The sequence below is a fragment of the Achromobacter piechaudii NBRC 102461 genome, from assembly GCF_001571245.1.
In the GTDB taxonomy this organism is placed as follows: domain Bacteria; phylum Pseudomonadota; class Gammaproteobacteria; order Burkholderiales; family Burkholderiaceae_B; genus Achromobacter; species Achromobacter piechaudii.
In genome coordinates this window covers 947,364-964,401 of sequence record NZ_BCTK01000006.1, presented here as the reverse complement: position 1 = coordinate 964,401, position 17,038 = coordinate 947,364, and the positions used below count along the sequence as shown (strand labels likewise).

Sequence of the window (17,038 nt, the reverse complement as noted above, 5' to 3'; positions counted from 1 at the left end):
TTCAGGTACGTGGTTAGAGTACACAAATATCGCGGAGAACGCGCTTTTATTATGTTTTTAAAAACATATTAATCGCCGCATTTCGACCGCCACAACAGACCCCGATACGGGGCCCAGCAACACTGGAGGAGACCACCGTGCATCAGCGCGAGGCAAAATCCGACCTGGCATCCAGCGGCGGCGCACGCGGCGGCCAACTGGCCCTGGACGCCGCCCAGGCATCCGCCACCCCCACCATTGCAGCCACGGCGCGCATCGTCGCGCGGCTCAAAGACCTGCCCGGCCCCCTGCTGCCGGTCCTGCACGAAGTCCAGCATGAATTGGGCTGTATCCCGGCCGAGGCGGTGCAGACCATCGCCGAGGCCCTGAACCTGTCGCGCGCCGAAGTCCATGGCGTCATCACGTTCTACCCGCACTTTCGCAGCGAGCCGGCCGCGCGCCACACCATTGAGGTCTGCCGCGCCGAATCCTGTCAGGCGATGGGCGCGGACCAACTGGCCGCCCATGCCCGGGCGCAGTTGGGCTGCGATTTCCACGCCAGCACCGCCGACGGCAATTTCACGCTGGAACCGGTTTACTGCCTGGGCCTGTGTGCCCAATCGCCGGCTGTCATGATCGACGGCCAGCCGCATGCGCGCGTCACCCCCGCCAAGCTGGACCGCCTGTTGGCCCGCACGCTGGAGACCACGCCATGAGCGCCCCCATCGTCATCTACGTGCCGCGCGACGCCGCGGCGCTGGCCATGGACGCCGATGCCGTGGCGCGCGAAATCGAACGCGTGGCCGACGCGCGCGGCCAGAGCGTGCAGATCGTGCGCAACGGCTCGCGCGGGCTTCTGTGGCTGGAGCCCATGGTGGAAGTGGCCACGCCGGCCGGCCGCGTCGCCTATGGCCCGGTCGCACCGGAAGACGTGGCCAGCCTGTTCGACGCCGGCTGGCTGGCCGGCGCGGACAAGACCGCCGCGCACCCCTTGCACCTGGGCCTGACCGAACAGATCCCCTATCTGAAACAGCAGGAACGGCTGACGTTCGCCCGCGTGGGCGTGATCGATCCGCTGTCCTTGCAGGACTACGCCGCGCACGGCGGCCTGGCCGGATTGAAGCGGGCGCTGGCAATGGAGCCGGCGCACATCATCGACGAAATGGTCACCTCGGGCCTGCGCGGACGCGGCGGCGCGGCGTTTCCCACCGGCATCAAATGGAAGACGGTGGCGGGCACGCCCGGCGAGCAGAAGTACATCGTGTGCAACGCCGACGAAGGCGACTCGGGCACATTCGCTGACCGGCTGCTGATGGAAGGCGACCCCTACGTACTGATCGAAGGCATGACGATCGCCGGGCTGGCCGTGGGCGCGACCTACGGCTACATCTACGTGCGCTCCGAATATCCGCACGCGATCGAAACCCTGGAAGCCGCCATCGTGCGCGCACGCGCGGTCGGCTGGCTGGGCGCGGACGTGCACGGCAGCGGCCGCCGCTTCGACCTGGAAGTGCGCAAGGGCGCGGGCGCCTACATCTGCGGCGAAGAAACCTCGCTGCTGGAAAGCCTGGAGGGCAAGCGCGGCGTCGTCCGCGCCAAGCCGCCGCTGCCCGCCATCTCGGGCCTGTTCGGCAAGCCCACCGTCATCAACAACGTGATATCGCTGGCGACGGTGCCCATCATCCTGGCCAAGGGCGCGGCCTACTACCGCGATTACGGCGTGGGCCGTTCGCATGGCACGCTGCCGTTCCAGCTGGCCGGCAACGTCAAGCAAGGCGGCCTGGTGGAAAAGGCGTTCGGCCTCTCCCTGCGCGAACTGCTCTACGACTTCGGCGGCGGCAGCGCCACCGGGCGGCCCCTGCGCGCCGTGCAGGTGGGCGGACCGCTGGGTGCCTACCTGCCCGAATCGCAATGGGACGTGCCGCTGGACTACGAAGCCTACATCCAGATCTCGGCCATGATCGGCCACGGCGGCCTGGTGGCGTTCGACGATACCGTCGACATGGCGCGCATGGCCCGCTACGCCATGGAATTCTGCGCCATCGAATCCTGTGGCAAATGCACGCCGTGCCGCATCGGTTCCACGCGCGGCGTCGAAACCATCGACAAGATCGCGGCCAGCGGCGCCAACCCCGCGCAGCGCGAACAGCAGGTGCACCTGCTGCTCGACCTGTGCGACACGATGATGGGCGGTTCGCTGTGCGCGCTGGGGGGCATGGCGCCCTACCCCGTGCTGTCCGCGCTGAACCATTTTCCGCAGGACTTCGGCATCGAGTCCTCGCAGTCTGCCGCGCACGCGGCCTGAACCCGAGAGACGACCATGCTAGAGACCGTCATCAAGCGCGAACGCGACCTGGGCACGCCGGCGCGCGAGTCCGAGAACACCATCACCCTGACCATCGACGGCCAGGAGATCCGCGTCGCCGAGGGCACGTCGCTGATGCGCGCGGCCGCCGAGGCCGGCATCAACATTCCCAAGCTGTGCGCCACCGACAGCCTGGAGCCCTTCGGTTCCTGCCGCCTGTGCCTGGTGCAGATCGAAGGCCGGCGCGGCTATCCCGCGTCCTGCACCACGCCCGCCGAGAACGGCATGGTGGTGTACACCGAAACGCCCAAGCTGCACGAATTGCGCCGGGGCGTCATGGAGCTGTACATCTCCGACCACCCGCTGGACTGCCTGACCTGTCCGGCCAACGGCGATTGCGAATTGCAGGACATGGCCGGCGTGGTGGGGCTGCGCAACGTGCGCTACGGCTACGACGGCGCCAACCACCTGAACGCCAAGGTCGACGACTCCAACCCCTACTTCAGCTTCGATGCCTCCAAGTGCATCGTCTGCAACCGCTGCGTGCGCGCCTGCGAGGAAACGCAGGGCACGTTCGCGCTGACCATCTCCGGCAAGGGTTTTGAATCGCGCGTATCGCCCGGACAGGACCAGCCGTTCCTGGACAGCGAATGCGTGTCCTGCGGCGCCTGCGTGCAGGCCTGTCCGACCTCTACCTTGCAGGAAAAGACCGTCATCATGATGGGACAGGCCGAACATTCGGTCGTCACCACCTGCGCGTATTGCGGCGTGGGCTGCGGCTTCAAGGCCGAGATGAAGGGCCAGGAAGTGGTGCGCATGGTGCCGTGGAAAGACGGCCAGGCCAATCGCGGCCATTCCTGCGTGAAGGGCCGCTTTGCGTGGGGCTACGCGACGCACAAGGAACGCGTGCTCAAGCCCATGATCCGCAAGCACATTACCGATTCCTGGAAGGAAGTGTCCTGGGACGAGGCCATCAACTACGCGGCCTCGGAATTCCGGCGCATCCAGAGCCAATACGGCCGCGACGCCGTGGGCGGCATCACGTCCTCGCGCTGCACCAACGAAGAAACCTGGCTGGTGCAAAAGCTGGTGCGCGCGGCATTCGGCACCAACAACGTCGACACCTGCGCGCGCGTCTGCCATTCGCCCACGGGCTACGGGCTCAAGCAGACCCTGGGCGAATCGGCCGGCACGCAGACCTTCGATTCCGTCATGCACACCGACGTGGTGATCGTGATGGGCGCCAACCCCAGCAGCGGCCATCCGGTCTTCGCCTCGCGCCTGAAACGCCGGTTGCGCGAAGGCGCACGCCTGATCGTGATCGACCCGCGCCGCATCGAACTGGTCAGCTCGCCGCACATCAAGGCCGACTTCCACCTGCAAGTGCGGCCCGGCACCAACACCGCCCTGCTGTCCTCGCTGGCTCACGTCATCGTCACCGAAGGGCTGATCGATGAAGCCTTCGTGGCCGAGCGCTGCGAAACCAAGGCGTTCAACGAATGGCGCGACTTCGTATCGCTGCCCGAGAACTCGCCCGAAGCCATGGCGGAAATCACCGGCGTGCCCGCGCAAGAGGTGCGCGGCGCGGCGCGGCTGTTCGCCACCGGCGGCAACGGGTCCATCTATTACGGCCTGGGCGTGACCGAGCACAGCCAGGGCTCCACCACCGTGATGGCGATTGCCAACCTGGCCATGGCCACCGGCAACATCGGCCGCGAGGGCGTGGGCGTGAATCCCTTGCGCGGCCAGAACAACGTGCAGGGCTCATGCGACATGGGCTCGTTCCCGCACGAGCTGCCGGGCTACCGCCACATATCCGACAACGCGGTGCGCGCGCAATTCGAACAGGATTGGGGCGTAACGCTGCAACCCGAACCGGGCCTGCGCATTCCCAACATGTTCGAAGCGGCGCTGGGCGGCTCGTTCAAGGGTCTGTACTGCCAGGGCGAAGATATCGTGCAGTCCGACCCCAACACGCAGCATGTGGCGGCCTCGCTGGCGGCCATGGAGTGCATCGTGGTGCAGGACCTGTTCCTGAACGAGACCGCCAAGTACGCGCACGTGTTCCTGCCGGGCTCGTCGTTCCTGGAAAAGGACGGCACGTTCACCAACGCCGAACGCCGCATCTCGCGCGTGCGCAAGGTGATGGAGCCCAAGAACGGCAAGTCGGACTGGGAAGTGACGGTGGCCTTGTCCAACGCGCTGGGCTATCCCATGAACTACACGCATCCGCGCCAGATCATGGAAGAGATCGCGCGCCTGACGCCCACGTTCGCGGGGGTCAGCTACGAGAAGCTGGACAAACTGGGCAGCCTGCAATGGCCGTGCAACGACGACGCGCCGGAAGGCACGCCCATCATGCACATCGATGCCTTCGTGCGCGGCAAGGGCAAGTTCATGATCACCAAGTACGTGCCCACCGATGAACGCAGCACGCGCCGTTTCCCGCTGCTGTTGACCACCGGCCGGATACTGTCGCAGTACAACGTGGGCGCGCAGACTCGGCGCACGCCGAACGTGATGTGGCATGGCGAAGACGTGCTGGAACTGCATCCGCAGGACGCCGAAGACCGGGGCGTGGCCGAAGGCGATTGGGTCGGCATCCAGAGCCGCGCAGGCGAAACGGTGCTGCGCGCAACGTTGACCGACCGGGTGCAGCCCGGCGTGGTATACACCACGTTCCACTTTCCCGAGTCCGGCGCCAACGTCGTCACGACGGACAGCTCCGACTGGGCGACCAACTGCCCCGAATACAAGGTCACCGCCGTGCAGGTCACGCGCGTGTCCCAGCCTTCGGAATGGCAGCGCCAATGGTCGCGCTTTGCCGACATCCAGCAAAAGTTGCTGCGCGAGCGATCGCGTGAAAACGAAGCGGCGCTGACCGGGAAATGACACCCTGCCCGCATCGGATGCCATGACTTCCCACACGCCTACGCCGCCTCGCCCCGACTGCTCGCCGACCCAGGTCACCCGCGTGCGGGACGGGGCGATAGCCCCCGCCACCGAATCCGATTTCGTTGCCGAGGAAACGCCGGTGGCGCTGGAATTCAACGGCATCAGCCACGCCACCATGCTGGCCTCGCCGGCTGACCTGGAAGACTTCGCCGTGGGATTTTCGCTGTCGGAAGGCATCATCGACAGCGTCAGCGACGTGCGCGGCATCGACGTGCTGCCGCAGTGCGACGGCATCGTGGTGCAGGTGGAAATATCCAGCGCCTGCGAAGTCCGCTTGAAGACGCGCCGACGCGCCATGGCCGGACGCACCGGCTGCGGCCTGTGCGGCGTGGAAACGCTGCCCGAAGTACTGCGCCCGGTTGCCCCCGTGACCAACGGGTCGTCCGTCCGCATCCGCGCGGTGCTGGCCGCGATGCGCGACATGCGCACGCGCCAGGCGCTGCACGACATCACCGGCGCCACGCACGCGGCCGGCTGGGCGGGCGGCGATGGCGCGGTGGCGCTGCTGCGCGAAGACGTGGGCCGGCACAACGCGCTGGACAAGCTGATCGGCGCGTTGGCGCGTCAGGCCATGCATGCCGGCGACGGCATCGTGCTGGTGTCCAGCCGCGCCAGTTTTGAAATGGTGCAAAAGACGGCGGCGGCCGGCGTGGCCGTGCTGGCGGCGGTGTCTGCCCCCACGGCCCTGGCCATCCGCCTGGCGCGCGACGCCAACGTCAGCCTGGTGGGTTTTTTACGCGGCGACGACGCCACGCTGTATACGCACCCCGAACGCCTCATCCCCTGAATCGGACACTGATAAGCAATGGAAATCGGCAACCTGATCCGCATGGCCAACCGTATCGGCCAGTTCTTTGACGCCATGCCGGATCGCCCCGAGGCGCTCGAAGGCGTGACCAACCACATCCACAAATTCTGGGAACCGCGCATGCGCAACGAGCTGCTCGGGTTCCTGGCGAACCATCCCGACGGCGACGCCGGCGAAGAACAATTGCATCCCCTGGTGCTGGAGGCGGTCACGCAGAACCGCCAGCGCCTGACGCCGGCGCCCCGCGTGGCCTGACCGGCTCCCCCGCTTTACCGCAGTCATAACAATCAAAGCGGCGATAAAGCCGCACCCCTCGAGGAGACTACATGGAAAGCACCGCCACCTTGGACCTGCCCGGCTCAAAGCCGGGTTTTTTCGACAAAGAACGCACCATTGCCGGGCCGGGATTCTCGCGCTGGCTGGTGCCGCCGGCCGCCTTGGCCATCCACCTTTGCATCGGCATGGCCTATGGCTTTTCGGTGTTCTGGCTGCCGCTGTCCAAAGTGGTGGGCGGCACCAAGCCGCTGGCCTGCCCGGCCGACATGAGCCTGGCGGCCGAGCTGTTCACGACCAGCTGCGACTGGAGGATCTCGACGATGGGGTGGATGTACACCCTGTTCTTCGTGCTGCTGGGTTGCTCGGCGGCGCTGTGGGGCGGCTGGCTGGAACGCGCCGGCCCGCGCAAGGCGGGCGTGGTGTCGGCGGTCTGCTGGTGCGGCGGGCTGGTCATTTCCGCCATCGGCGTGTACCTGCACCAGATGTGGATGCTGTGGCTGGGCTCGGGCGTGATCGGCGGCATCGGGCTGGGGCTGGGCTATATCTCGCCCGTCAGCACGCTCATCAAGTGGTTTCCCGACCGTCGCGGCATGGCTACCGGCATGGCCATCATGGGCTTTGGCGGCGGCGCAATGATCGGCGCGCCGCTGGCTGACCTGCTGATGCGCCATTTCGCCACGCCGACCTCGCCCGGCGTTTGGCAGACCTTCCTGACGATGGCGGTGGTGTATTTCATCTTCATGATGTCCGGCGCGCTGGGTTATCGCGTGCCGCCCACCGGCTGGAAGCCGCAGGGCTGGACCGCGCCGGCCAAGCACGCCAACAACGCCATGATCACCAAGGGCCATGTGCATGTGAAGCGCGTCTGGGGCGTCCCGCAGTTCTGGCTGGTGTGGCTGGTGCTGTGCCTGAACGTCACGGCCGGCATCGGCATTCTGGGCATGGCCTCGCCGCTGTTGCAGGAAGTGTTCGGCGGTGGGCTGATCAACAAGCCGGAACTTGGTTTTGGACAGCTGGATAAGGATCAACTTGCCGCCATAGCCGCGATTGCAGCCGGCTTCACCGGCCTGCTCAGTCTGTTCAATATCGGTGGCCGCTTCTTCTGGGCCAGCCTGTCGGACAAGCTGGGCCGCAAGCTGACCTACCTGATCTTCTTCGTGCTGGGCTTCGTCCTGTACGCCGCCATTCCCTGGACCGCGCACATCGGCGCGCTGGCCCTGTTCGTGGCCGCGTTCTGCGTGATCCTGTCGATGTATGGCGGCGGCTTCGCCACCGTGCCGGCCTACCTGGCCGACCTGTTCGGCACCCAGATGGTGGGCGCGATCCACGGCCGGCTGCTTACCGCGTGGTCGGCGGCCGGTATCTTCGGCCCGGTGCTCGTGAACTACATCCGCGAGTACCAGCTGTCGATCGGCGTGCCGCGCGCGCAGGTGTACGACATTACGATGTACATTCTGGCGGGCATGCTGGTGCTGGGCTTTCTGTGCAATCTGGCCATACGCCCGGTCAACCCCAAGTACTTCATGACGGACGAAGAACTGGCCCACGAAAAGGCGCTGGCGCACGAACGCGCCGCTGCCGCCGAAACGCATGGCGTGGGCGCTTCCACCTTCCGCACGCCGACCATCCTGGTGCTGTTCGCCTGGGCTTGCGTAGGCATCCCGCTGGCCTGGGGCATCTGGATCACCTTGCAGAAGGCGGTCGTGTTGTTCCACTGACCCGGCCTGGAGACGCGGCGCGCGGCGCGCCGCGTCCCGCCCGAGGGCGCGAAGCTGCTACATTGGCAGCCCGCGCCCTATCTTTTTATTGGTCCCCATGATTCTTACCCATTCCCCCGTCCTTGCTGGAGCGACACGTTGAGCGCCCCCGAATTGCACTGGGAAGAAAACGACGTTCCCCATTCCGCCCGCTGGCGCTCTGAAACCGGCGCCACGCCGCCCAAGCGCGTGGTGGTGGTGGACGACAAGCTGACCGCCGACATGGCTTACCGCCAGGCCTGCGAAGGCGTGGGCCTGTTGTGGCGCGGAGACTTCCAGAACGCCCGCCAGCTGCTGCTGGCCATGACGCGGCGCGTGGACAAGCGTCCGCGCAAGCCCGTCGAAACCATGCTGGAAGCATTCAACCAGCATCGCCAGATCCAATCCCAACGCGCCCGCATCCTGGGCATGCTGCTGATTCCCTTCGACGCCGGCCACGGCATTTCGCTGCGCCGCGCACCCGATGCGCGCCAGGCCTGCGAAGAGGCCCATGGCCCCGCCGACGAACCCTACTTGGCGTCGCTGCGCGAACTGCTGGGCCTGATCGGCGCCTACGAATGGCGCAAGAAGGGCGTGGAGATTCCCGCGCTGAACAACCGCATCCACCCGCACTACGGCGTGTTTTCCCCGCTGCGCGGCGAGTACGTCGACCTGGTCGCCAATACGCCGATGCCGCGCGGCAGCGTGGCCTTCGACATCGGCACCGGTACGGGCGTGCTGGCTGCCGTGATCGCCCGCCGAGGCGGCAAGCGCGTCATCGCCACCGACCTGGATCCGCGCGCCCTCGCCTGCGCCCGTGAAAACCTGGAACAGCTGGGCCTGTCCAAGCAGGTCGACGTGGTCGAGGCCGACCTGTTCCCCGAAGGCCGGGTGTCGCTGGTCGTTTGCAACCCGCCGTGGCTGCCGGCACGCCCGAGCTCCCCGCTCGAACAGGCCGTGTACGACCCCGACAGCCGCATGCTGCGCGGCTTCCTGAACGGCCTGCCGGCGCACCTGACGCCCAATGGCGAAGGCTGGCTGATCCTGTCGGACCTGGCCGAACACCTGGGCCTGCGCACGCGCGAACAGCTGCTGGAAATGATCGACGCGGCAGGCCTGCGCGTTATCGAGCGCATCGATACGCGGCCGACGCACGCACGCGCCAAGGACCCGAGCGACCCGCTGTACGCAGCGCGCTCGAAGGAAGTGACGTCGTTGTGGAGACTGGGCGCAGCGGCCTGATCTTCGCCTGATCGTTGTTTGCTGATTGCCTGAGCGCTGCGTTGCGGCCGCTCAGGCCTTCCCCGCCGCCACGTTCACGCTGATGGCGATGATGAACACGTTGAAGAAAAATGCGATGACGCTGTGCATCAGCGCCATGCGCCGCACGCGCCGATTGACGATCTGCACGTCGGACACTTGGAACGTCATCCCCAGCACCATCGCAAAATACGCAAAGTCCCAGTAATCAGGCTCCTGCGTACCTGGAAAATCCAGCCCTTTGTGGGCGCCGGAACGATGGCCGTAGTACCCGTGGGCATAGTGCAGCGCGAAAATCATGTTCATGTACAGCCAGGACAGCACGATGGTGGCTGCTGCCGCCAACATGTCCACCACCCCGCCCATGCTGTCGCTACCGCGCAGCTCCACCCATAGCGCCACGAGCACCATGCAGGACAACGCCACGCTGCTCCACAGCACGCCCAGGCGTCCGACGTCCTGCTGCCTGGCATGAACGCGCATGGATGCCGAACTGGCCTGGCTGAATCCCTTGGCCGTCAGCACCAGAAACACCAGCGCGGCCGCGTCGAAACCCAACAGCAGCGCCAGGCTGGACGAGCGGCCCAGCGCATAGGCCGCGCCGCCGACGGCTACGAACAATACGGCGCACCCCACCAGCCGCCGATGCGCGTGAAAGAAAGGCAGGCGGTCGACGGATGAGGCGGCAGCATCGTCGTGCGAGCCCGGCGAACGATGTCCCTGATCTGCCCGCGAATCGCGGCCAGCCTTATCACGCTGGGTTTTTTCGGATTGCGCATCGTCGGGCTGAGGGTCGGCGGCCTGTGGCTCGTCCGGGATCGGCTTGGTCATGCGGGCTCCTACGCGCGGCAAGTGCCTAACGCTAACCGATCGCCACCAAACCCACCAGCGCGCCGCCGAACAGCAACCACAGCGGATGAATGCGGGTGGCGCTTCCCAGCAACGCCACCACCGCCGTGATGCCGCCCAGCAGCCACGAGTGCGCCGACGCCTCGGTGATCAACGATGCGCTGGCGGCGACCAGCCCCACCGTCATCGGAAAAATTCCCGCCTGAATCACGCCGCGCCAAGGGCGGTCTTTGAAACGTTCCCACAGCCCCAGCGCGAAAACGGTGATCAGCGAGGACGGGCCAAACTTCGCGATGGTGGTCACGAGCATCCCCCACCACCCCGCCACGTGCCAGCCGACCAGCGTCACCACCATCAGATTGGGCCCCGGTGCGGCCTGGCCCAGCGCGAACAACGCCGAGAATTCCGCCGCGCTCATCCAGCCATGCACTTCAACAACCTGCCGCTGCATCTCGGGCAGGATGGTGTTGCCGCCGCCAAACGCCAACACCGACAGCTGCGAAAAAATAAGGGCGAGAGCGATCAGTGTCTGGATCATCGACGTTGCCTCCACACCGCCAAAATACTCAGCGGCGTCAACACCGCCATCGTCGGCAACAGAGGGATGCGCAACACGGCAATCGCCACGAAACAGATCGTCGCCACAAGGCCGGCCAGCCAATCCCGGCGTTTGATGACCGGCAAGCCGATCTTGACCGCCATCGAAATCAGCAAGCCGGCGGCAGCCGCCGCCAGGCCCGCGAAGAAATGCTGGATATGCGGATCGCTTTGAAAGCGGTCATACACCATGCCCAACAGAATGACGATGGCCGACGGCGCCAGGATCAAGCCCATCAACGCCGCAAACGCACCGCGCGGCCCGCGAAACTTCATGCCCAGCGCCACGGACAGATTGATGATGTTGCCGCCAGGCAGAAATTGGCACAGCCCCAGAAGATCAGTGAATTCCGCCCCGTTCATCCAGCGATGCTTTTCCACGACCATGCGGCGCGCCAAGGGCAACGCCCCGCCAAATGCCGTCAGGCCAAGCATCAGAAATCCAAGGAACAATTGGCCGCAAGTGGGCGTGGGCCGACACTCGGCTTCCAGGGTGGGGGATGCTGCGTTCATGGTGGGGGCCGGGCCAGAGCCGGTGGGGATAGGATTTCGCACAATGTTGACGAGGGTGGTTCGACTTGGAGGCTACTCTCACGAATAGATAATGTCTAATATATGAATCTGTTGTTATTCATATCCTCCGGGTATGGCATGAGAACTCTGCCACCAGATCGATGGGAGGCCACGCCTTGGCGGTGCATGGCTGCCTGACAGCCCACCAGCCCCACGCATCAACGTTTAAGATATGACGACTTAACTACTCATATTCCGCTCATATGGCATCCGTCGACCTGCGCCTGCTGCGTTACTTCCTTGCGGTCGCCGAGGAAGCCCATCTGACCAAGGCGGCTGCCCGCCTGGGCATACGCCAACCTCCCCTTAGCCAACAGATCCGCGTACTGGAACAGGAACTTGGCGTCACGCTTTTCCACCGGCTGCCGCGCGGCATGGAGCTCACCGAAAGCGGGCGGGCGCTGGTGGACGATGCGCGCAACATCATTGCGATGGTCGATCAGGCGGTGGATGGGGTGCGGCGCGTCTCGCAAGGGGAAGCCGGCAGGTTGACCGTCGGGTTCACGGGGTCGGCGGCCTTCCATCCGTTCGTGCCGTCGGTAATCCGCCGCTTTCGTGAAAGCGCGCCCAACGTGCGGCTGGTGCTGGAAGAAAGCAGCACGGGCGAGCTGCGCGAAGCGGTTTGCGATGGCCGCGTGGACGTGGCCTTCATTCGTGGTTCGCATGGCACAGGTGCCGGCGTGTGCGAAGAGACCGTGCTTGAAGAAACCATGCTGGCAGCGTTTCCCGCGGATCATCCGGCCGTGAAGGGGCGCGACCGGCGTCAGATCGCCTTGTCGGAACTGGCCGAGGAATCGCTGATCCTGTATCGCCGTCACAGTGGCCCCGGGCTGTATGACGCCATAATCACCGCGTGCAGCGCATCGGGCTTCAGCCCGCGCGTTGCGCAGGAAGCGCCGCGCATGCTGTCCACCCTAAGCCTGGTGGCGGCCGGGCTGGGCGTGTCGCTGGTGCCGGCCTCGCTGCGCCGCGTCAACATCGAGGGCGTGGTGTATGTCAACGTGACCGGGCCGGTGGCGCTACGCGCGCCGATGAACCTGATCTGGCGCGACGCGCCGATGTCGGGCGCCACCCGCAAGCTGATCGACGAAGTGCGGCGGCATCGCGCCGAGGACGCGGGCGCGCCCGGCGCGTGATGTGCCGACCCCGCGAAGCGATATTGCCCCGGCGCTACACTGCCTCCCAGCCGCGTTTGCCGCCTTACCCATGCCCAACCATTCGCCTATTGCATGACCACCCTGCTACCCGCCTCTCCCATTGGCGTTTATGACTCCGGCGTTGGCGGCCTGAGCGTGCTGCGCGCCATCCGCGACGCCCTGCCGGATGAATCCCTGCTGTACGTCGCCGATTCCGCGCACGTCCCTTACGGCGAAAAGAGTCAGGACTTTGTCGAGCAACGCGCCCTGACGGTGGCCGACTATTTCGTATCGCGCCATGCCAAGGCCATGGTCGTGGCGTGCAACACCGCCACCGCCGCCGCCATTGCGCAGGTACGGCGGCGTCATCCCGACCTGATCGTGATCGGTGTGGAACCCGCCATCAAGCCGGCTGCGCATCTGACGCACAGCGGCGTGGTGGGCGTCTTCGCCACGACGGGGACCTTGGCCAGTCCCAAGTTCGCCGCGCTGGTGCAACGCGAAGCGCCCGAGGTCCGCATCCTGCTGCACCCGTGCCCGCAATGGGTCAGGCTGGTGGAACAGGGCGAGCTGTCTGGCCCCGCCGTCGATGCCGCCGTCGCCGGCCCCGTGGCGCAACTGCGCGCGGCGGGCGCGGATGTATTGGTGCTGGGCTGCACCCATTTCCCCTTTCTGCGCGACGCCATCCAGGCGGCGGCCGGGCCCGGCGTGCCGCTCCTGGAAACCGGTGCGCCGGTGGCGCGCTGGTTGCGGCACCAGTTGCAGGAGCGTGCGCTGCTCTGCACGGTCAGCGCCCGAACCGCCGACCCCCGCGCCCGCCTTGGCGATCTCCGCCTTGAAACCACCGGCAGCGCGCCGGCGTTGGCGGCGTCGGCCAGCCGGCTGCTGGGCCAGGACGTCGATGCATTCGTCGTCCCCGAGCGCTGGCGCTAACGCGCGCGGGAAGCCGTCCGCGCGTTGAAGGCGGCAACCCTTTCCTTGCATCCGGCTTGATCCGGCGCAGCGTCTCTTGCGCAAATCCGACAAATAATTGGACTACAGTGACCGCTACGCCCTTGCGGCTCGCGCATAACAAGGAAACGACCATGAAACGCATCCTGATCCCCGTCGACGGCTCGCAACCCGCCCTGCACGCGGTCAAGGCGCTGCTGGATGCCCGCGCTTACGACCCCGTCGAACGTGTGGCATTGCTCTGCGTCCAGATCCCGCTGAAATCCGGCAAGATCGGCCGGGGTTTATCGCAGCACGACATCGACGCCTATTACCAGGATGAAGGCCGCGCCGCGTTGCAGGACGCCAGCCGCCTCTTGACCGATGCGGGCGTGCCGTTCGATGAGCACGTTGAAATCGGCGAGGCGGCCGAAACCATCGTGCGCATTGCCAACGACACGGGCGCGGATGAGATCTACATGGGCACGCGCGGGCTGGGCTCCGTGTCGTCGCTGTTCCTGGGCTCGGTCGCTACGCGCGTGCTGCACCTGACGGACCTGCCCGTCACCTTGGTCAAATAAGTCGTCATGGAGAAAAGCATGCTGAACATCCTGGTCCCCGTCGACGGCTCCGACAACGCCAACCGCGCCGTGCTGTACGCGCGCCAACTTGCCCAAGGCGCTCCCGCCGCACGCATCCACCTCTTGAACATCCAGACGCCCACGCAAGGCCGCGCCGGCCTCTCGCGCCTGATCACGCAAGACATGATCGACGAGTTCTACGCCCGGGAGGGCCAGGAAGCTTCGGAAGAAGCGCGCAAGCTGCTCGACGTGACGGGCACGGACTACACCAGCCATATCGAATTCGGCCACGCCGCCACTGAAATCGTCGGCTATGCGCGCGACCACGGCTGCGCCCGCATTGTGATGGGCACGCGGGGTAATGGTTCGCTCGTCAATATCCTGATCGGTTCGGTGGCCAACCAGGTGCTGCAACTGGCGGACGTGCCGGTCACGCTGGTCAAGTAGACGCGACGCCGTCCTGGCCTGCAAACCCAGGCCTAGGCCTGCGGCAACGTCAGCGACACGCGCAGCCCGCCCAACGGGGACGGGCTGGCGCGAACATCACCGCCATACGTGTTGGCCAGATCCCGCACGATGTCCAGGCCCAGCCCCGATCCGGGCTGCTGCTCGTCCATGCGCACGCCACGCAGGAAGATGCGCTCGCGGGCGTGGTCGTCGATGCCCGGGCCGTCGTCATCGATGTGCACGCGCCAGCGGCCCTCGCCCGCCGCCTCGACCGACATCCGCACCTGGCCGCGCGCCCATTTGCACGCGTTGTCCAGCAGATTGCCCAGCATCTCCTGCAAGTCTTGCGGTTCGCCTCGAATCGCCTGCGTGGGCGCAAAACCTTCCATCGTGATTCGCAGCGCGCGCTGCGCATACAGCCGCTGCATGACGCGCACGAGGCCTTCGGCGGCGGCCTGCAAGGGCGCGTGCCCATCGACCGCGCCGGACGACGCGGCCGCGCGCGCGCGCGCCAGGTGATAGTCGATCTGCCGGTTCGCCATAGCCACCTGCTCCTGCACCAGCGGCGCAGGAACGTTCGCATCGCGCGAGGCGGCGTTGGACAGGATGGTCAACGGCGTCTTGACCGCATGCGCCAGGTTGCCGGCCTGCGTGCGGGCGCGCTGCACGATCTCGGCGTTCATCGCCAGCACCTTGTTGAAATCATCGACCAGCGGTTGGATCTCGCTGGGAAAGCGGCCTTCGATGCGGCTGCCGCCCGCGTGCTGGCTGGCCAGTTGCTGGCGCAGGCGGGCCAACGGCCGCAGCCCGACCACCACCTGCACGACGGCCGCAGCCGTCAGGCCGATGGCCAGCGCCCCCAGCGCCATCGCCAGCATGTGGTTGAAGCGGCCGATGGGTTCGGCCAGCACGCGCCGGTCGGCCGCCACGATCAGCCGCAAGGTCGGCGCGTTGTCTTCGGCCGGCTTCAACACACGAGCCAGCGCCGCCAGGTCCCGCCCGGCCGGGCCGGCGATATCGAAGGCCTGGTCGCCGGAAGGGTTACCGTTGCGGCCGTCACGCACGCTTGCGCGCTCCGATGCGTCGGCTACAGAGGCGTCGGATGGCCGCGACGCGCCTGACGGATCCCGCGCACTGGATGCAGTGGGCGCTTTCAACGTCTGGTCCCACAACGACCGCGAGCGCGCCACGCCGATCGCCGCTGGCCGGCCGCCATCGGCCAGCCGGTCCACCTGCCAATACAGGCCCGACAAGGGCTGCTCCAGCCGGGGATCGCTCAGGGGCGGATCCACGCTGGGACGGCCATCGGCATCGACATTGACGGCGGCGGTGAGCTGGTTCAGATGCAAGGTCAGCTCGGCCTGCAACTGCTGCGTGATGTGTTGGCGAAACAGGCTGGCCAACCCCCAGCCGGCCAGCCCCACCGACACCAGGATCCACGCCAGCGTGCCCGCCAGCAGCCGCAGCCGCAACGAACCCAACATGCGCGGACGCGAAGATTTCATGCGTCCGCCAGCCGGTAGCCCAGGCCGCGCACGGTTTCGATGGTGCCGGGCGGCAGCTTCTTCCTGAGCCGCGCGATGAAGACGTCGATGGTGTTGGAATCCCGGTCGAAATCCTGCGCGTAGACGTGGTCGATCAATTCCGTGCGCGACACCACCTCGCCCGCCCGCTGCATCAGTACGGACAGCACTTTGAACTCGTGGCTCGTCAGGCTCAAGGCCTGGCCGTCAATGGTGACGCGGGCCTGACGCGTGTCCAGCATCAGCGGGCCGCAGCGCCATTGGGCGCTGGCGTGCGCGGTGCTTCGGCGCAGCAGCGCCCGCACGCGCGCCAGCAGTTCTTCCATGTGAAAGGGCTTGGTCAGATAGTCGTCCGCGCCGGCGTCGATGCCCGCCACCTTCTCGTGCCAATTGTCGCGCGCGGTCAGGATCAGCACGGGCATGTTGCGCTGGGCGGCGCGCCAGAGTTTCAGCACGGTCAAGCCGTCCATGACGGGCAGCCCCAGGTCCAGCACCACGGCGTCGAACGTTTCCACATCGCCCAGGAAGCGCGCCGACTCGCCATCGCCCGCCACGTCCACCGTGTACCCCGCGCCGCGCAGCGCGTCGGCCAATTGCGCGGCCAGCGTGGGTTCGTCTTCGACCACCAGGATGCGCATCAGTCTTTGCCCTTGAATTTGATATCGCGGCCCTTGACGGCCAGCAACGCGCCGTCGCGCGCGTCGATCTTCAGCTTGAGGATGCCGCCCCCGCTTTGCAGGACGCGAATCTCATAGATGAATTCGTCGTCGTCCTCTTCGAACTCGACCTTGACAACCTGACCGGGAAAGTCGCGTTCCACGATGTCCAGCACGGCGCCCAGCGGCAGCACCTTGCCGGCTTCGAGCGCTTGGCGCGCGCGTTCGTGGTCGCTTTCATCGGCCTGGCCCGTGATGGGCCCCACGATCAAGGACAGCGCCAATGCGAAGCCTGCCAGCAATACACCGGCGCGCCTCTGGCGAATTTGGGGGAACAGCAGCACTGCCGGGCCTCTTTGAAAGTGAACGGGGATCGTTCGTTATACCGCCGCGTGGATGAACCGGATATGAACAAGGCCTTCAGAAC

Annotated in this window: 17 protein-coding genes; 11 read left to right on the top strand and 6 right to left on the bottom strand. The window is 66.3% G+C overall.

Going from position 1 to position 17,038, the window contains the following annotated elements:
- Nucleotides 1-137 precede the first annotated feature (137 nt).
- The 7 genes from API01S_RS16480 (at nucleotide 138) to API01S_RS16450 (ending at nucleotide 9,301) form a co-directional block, all read left to right on the top strand.
- Nucleotides 138-695, top strand: a complete 558-nt coding sequence (locus API01S_RS16480) for a formate dehydrogenase subunit gamma (RefSeq protein WP_050731128.1) — start codon at nucleotides 138-140, stop codon at nucleotides 693-695.
- Nucleotides 692-2,284, top strand: a complete 1,593-nt coding sequence (locus API01S_RS16475) for a formate dehydrogenase beta subunit (protein WP_061305304.1) — start codon at nucleotides 692-694, stop codon at nucleotides 2,282-2,284. The genes API01S_RS16480 and API01S_RS16475 overlap by 4 nt, the downstream gene beginning before the upstream one ends.
- Before the next feature lie 15 nt (nucleotides 2,285-2,299).
- The gene (gene fdhF, locus API01S_RS16470; protein WP_006221250.1) at nucleotides 2,300-5,176 is read left to right on the top strand and encodes a formate dehydrogenase subunit alpha; all 2,877 of its coding nucleotides are present in this window, start codon (nucleotides 2,300-2,302) and stop codon (nucleotides 5,174-5,176) included.
- Nucleotides 5,177-5,198: 22 nt separating this feature from the next.
- The gene (gene fdhD, locus API01S_RS16465) at nucleotides 5,199-6,026 is read left to right on the top strand and encodes a formate dehydrogenase accessory sulfurtransferase FdhD (protein WP_006221251.1); all 828 of its coding nucleotides are present in this window, start codon (nucleotides 5,199-5,201) and stop codon (nucleotides 6,024-6,026) included.
- An 18-nt stretch (nucleotides 6,027-6,044) separates the two neighbouring features.
- Complete coding sequence (locus API01S_RS16460; RefSeq protein ID WP_006221252.1) at nucleotides 6,045-6,302, top strand: formate dehydrogenase subunit delta; 258 nt, start codon at nucleotides 6,045-6,047, stop codon at nucleotides 6,300-6,302.
- Nucleotides 6,303-6,373: 71 nt separating this feature from the next.
- A complete protein-coding gene (locus API01S_RS16455) occupies nucleotides 6,374-8,041 on the top strand; it encodes an OFA family MFS transporter (protein ID WP_050731125.1) in 1,668 nt (555 codons plus the stop codon).
- A gap of 138 nt (nucleotides 8,042-8,179) precedes the next feature.
- Complete coding sequence (locus API01S_RS16450) at nucleotides 8,180-9,301, top strand: methyltransferase (protein WP_061305303.1); 1,122 nt, start codon at nucleotides 8,180-8,182, stop codon at nucleotides 9,299-9,301.
- 51 nt (nucleotides 9,302-9,352) lie between these two features.
- On the opposite strand, the gene API01S_RS16445 is transcribed toward API01S_RS16450, so the two are convergent.
- The 3 genes from API01S_RS16445 to API01S_RS16435 are packed head-to-tail and all read right to left on the bottom strand — an operon-like array spanning nucleotide 9,353 to nucleotide 11,278.
- Nucleotides 9,353-10,150: a DUF1345 domain-containing protein gene (locus API01S_RS16445; protein WP_084802445.1), complete on the bottom strand. Its 798-nt coding sequence runs from the start codon at nucleotides 10,148-10,150 to the stop codon at nucleotides 9,353-9,355.
- Nucleotides 10,151-10,181: 31 nt separating this feature from the next.
- Nucleotides 10,182-10,706, bottom strand: a complete 525-nt coding sequence (locus tag API01S_RS16440; RefSeq protein WP_006221256.1) for a chromate transporter — start codon at nucleotides 10,704-10,706, stop codon at nucleotides 10,182-10,184.
- The gene (locus API01S_RS16435) at nucleotides 10,703-11,278 is read right to left on the bottom strand and encodes a chromate transporter (protein ID WP_039883533.1); all 576 of its coding nucleotides are present in this window, start codon (nucleotides 11,276-11,278) and stop codon (nucleotides 10,703-10,705) included. Before API01S_RS16435 ends, API01S_RS16440 begins: the two co-directional genes overlap by 4 nt.
- Before the next feature lie 263 nt (nucleotides 11,279-11,541).
- Between API01S_RS16435 and API01S_RS16430 the strand changes: the two genes are divergently transcribed.
- The 4 genes from API01S_RS16430 (at nucleotide 11,542) to API01S_RS16415 (ending at nucleotide 14,432) form a co-directional block, all read left to right on the top strand.
- Nucleotides 11,542-12,474 carry a LysR family transcriptional regulator gene (locus API01S_RS16430; protein WP_061305301.1) on the top strand — a complete coding sequence of 311 codons (933 nt, stop codon included), beginning with the start codon at nucleotides 11,542-11,544 and terminating at the stop codon, nucleotides 12,472-12,474.
- Nucleotides 12,475-12,567: 93 nt separating this feature from the next.
- Complete coding sequence (murI, locus tag API01S_RS16425) at nucleotides 12,568-13,407, top strand: glutamate racemase (protein ID WP_061305299.1); 840 nt, start codon at nucleotides 12,568-12,570, stop codon at nucleotides 13,405-13,407.
- Nucleotides 13,408-13,559: 152 nt separating this feature from the next.
- Nucleotides 13,560-13,985 carry a universal stress protein gene (locus API01S_RS16420; protein WP_006221260.1) on the top strand — a complete coding sequence of 142 codons (426 nt, stop codon included), beginning with the start codon at nucleotides 13,560-13,562 and terminating at the stop codon, nucleotides 13,983-13,985.
- Between the two features lie 18 nt (nucleotides 13,986-14,003).
- Nucleotides 14,004-14,432: a universal stress protein gene (locus API01S_RS16415; RefSeq protein ID WP_039883535.1), complete on the top strand. Its 429-nt coding sequence runs from the start codon at nucleotides 14,004-14,006 to the stop codon at nucleotides 14,430-14,432.
- Between the two features lie 32 nt (nucleotides 14,433-14,464).
- On the opposite strand, the gene API01S_RS16410 is transcribed toward API01S_RS16415, so the two are convergent.
- From API01S_RS16410 to API01S_RS16400, 3 genes are read right to left on the bottom strand one after another with little or no spacing between them, the layout of a single operon-like run.
- Nucleotides 14,465-15,937 (bottom strand): sensor histidine kinase, encoded by a 1,473-nt coding sequence (locus API01S_RS16410; protein WP_061305297.1) that lies wholly within the window; start codon nucleotides 15,935-15,937, stop codon nucleotides 14,465-14,467.
- Nucleotides 15,934-16,593 (bottom strand): response regulator transcription factor, encoded by a 660-nt coding sequence (locus API01S_RS16405; RefSeq protein ID WP_006221263.1) that lies wholly within the window; start codon nucleotides 16,591-16,593, stop codon nucleotides 15,934-15,936. The genes API01S_RS16410 and API01S_RS16405 overlap by 4 nt, the downstream gene beginning before the upstream one ends.
- Nucleotides 16,593-16,955, bottom strand: a complete 363-nt coding sequence (locus API01S_RS16400; protein WP_082306203.1) for a PepSY domain-containing protein — start codon at nucleotides 16,953-16,955, stop codon at nucleotides 16,593-16,595. Before API01S_RS16400 ends, API01S_RS16405 begins: the two co-directional genes overlap by 1 nt.
- Between the last annotated feature and the right edge of the window lie 83 nt (nucleotides 16,956-17,038).

Coding starts and splice junctions, on each gene's coding strand:
- API01S_RS16475 (WP_061305304.1), top strand. CDS start 692: ATGAGCGCCCCCATCGTCATCTACGTGCCGCGCGACGCCGCGGCGCTG.
- fdhF (WP_006221250.1), top strand. CDS start 2,300: ATGCTAGAGACCGTCATCAAGCGCGAACGCGACCTGGGCACGCCGGCG.
- fdhD (WP_006221251.1), top strand. CDS start 5,199: ATGACTTCCCACACGCCTACGCCGCCTCGCCCCGACTGCTCGCCGACC.
- API01S_RS16460 (WP_006221252.1), top strand. CDS start 6,045: ATGGAAATCGGCAACCTGATCCGCATGGCCAACCGTATCGGCCAGTTC.
- API01S_RS16455 (WP_050731125.1), top strand. CDS start 6,374: ATGGAAAGCACCGCCACCTTGGACCTGCCCGGCTCAAAGCCGGGTTTT.
- API01S_RS16445 (WP_084802445.1), bottom strand. CDS start 10,150: ATGACCAAGCCGATCCCGGACGAGCCACAGGCCGCCGACCCTCAGCCC.
- API01S_RS16440 (WP_006221256.1), bottom strand. CDS start 10,706: ATGATCCAGACACTGATCGCTCTCGCCCTTATTTTTTCGCAGCTGTCG.
- API01S_RS16435 (WP_039883533.1), bottom strand. CDS start 11,278: ATGAACGCAGCATCCCCCACCCTGGAAGCCGAGTGTCGGCCCACGCCC.
- API01S_RS16430 (WP_061305301.1), top strand. CDS start 11,542: ATGGCATCCGTCGACCTGCGCCTGCTGCGTTACTTCCTTGCGGTCGCC.
- murI (WP_061305299.1), top strand. CDS start 12,568: ATGACCACCCTGCTACCCGCCTCTCCCATTGGCGTTTATGACTCCGGC.
- API01S_RS16420 (WP_006221260.1), top strand. CDS start 13,560: ATGAAACGCATCCTGATCCCCGTCGACGGCTCGCAACCCGCCCTGCAC.
- API01S_RS16415 (WP_039883535.1), top strand. CDS start 14,004: ATGCTGAACATCCTGGTCCCCGTCGACGGCTCCGACAACGCCAACCGC.
- API01S_RS16410 (WP_061305297.1), bottom strand. CDS start 15,937: ATGAAATCTTCGCGTCCGCGCATGTTGGGTTCGTTGCGGCTGCGGCTG.
- API01S_RS16405 (WP_006221263.1), bottom strand. CDS start 16,593: ATGCGCATCCTGGTGGTCGAAGACGAACCCACGCTGGCCGCGCAATTG.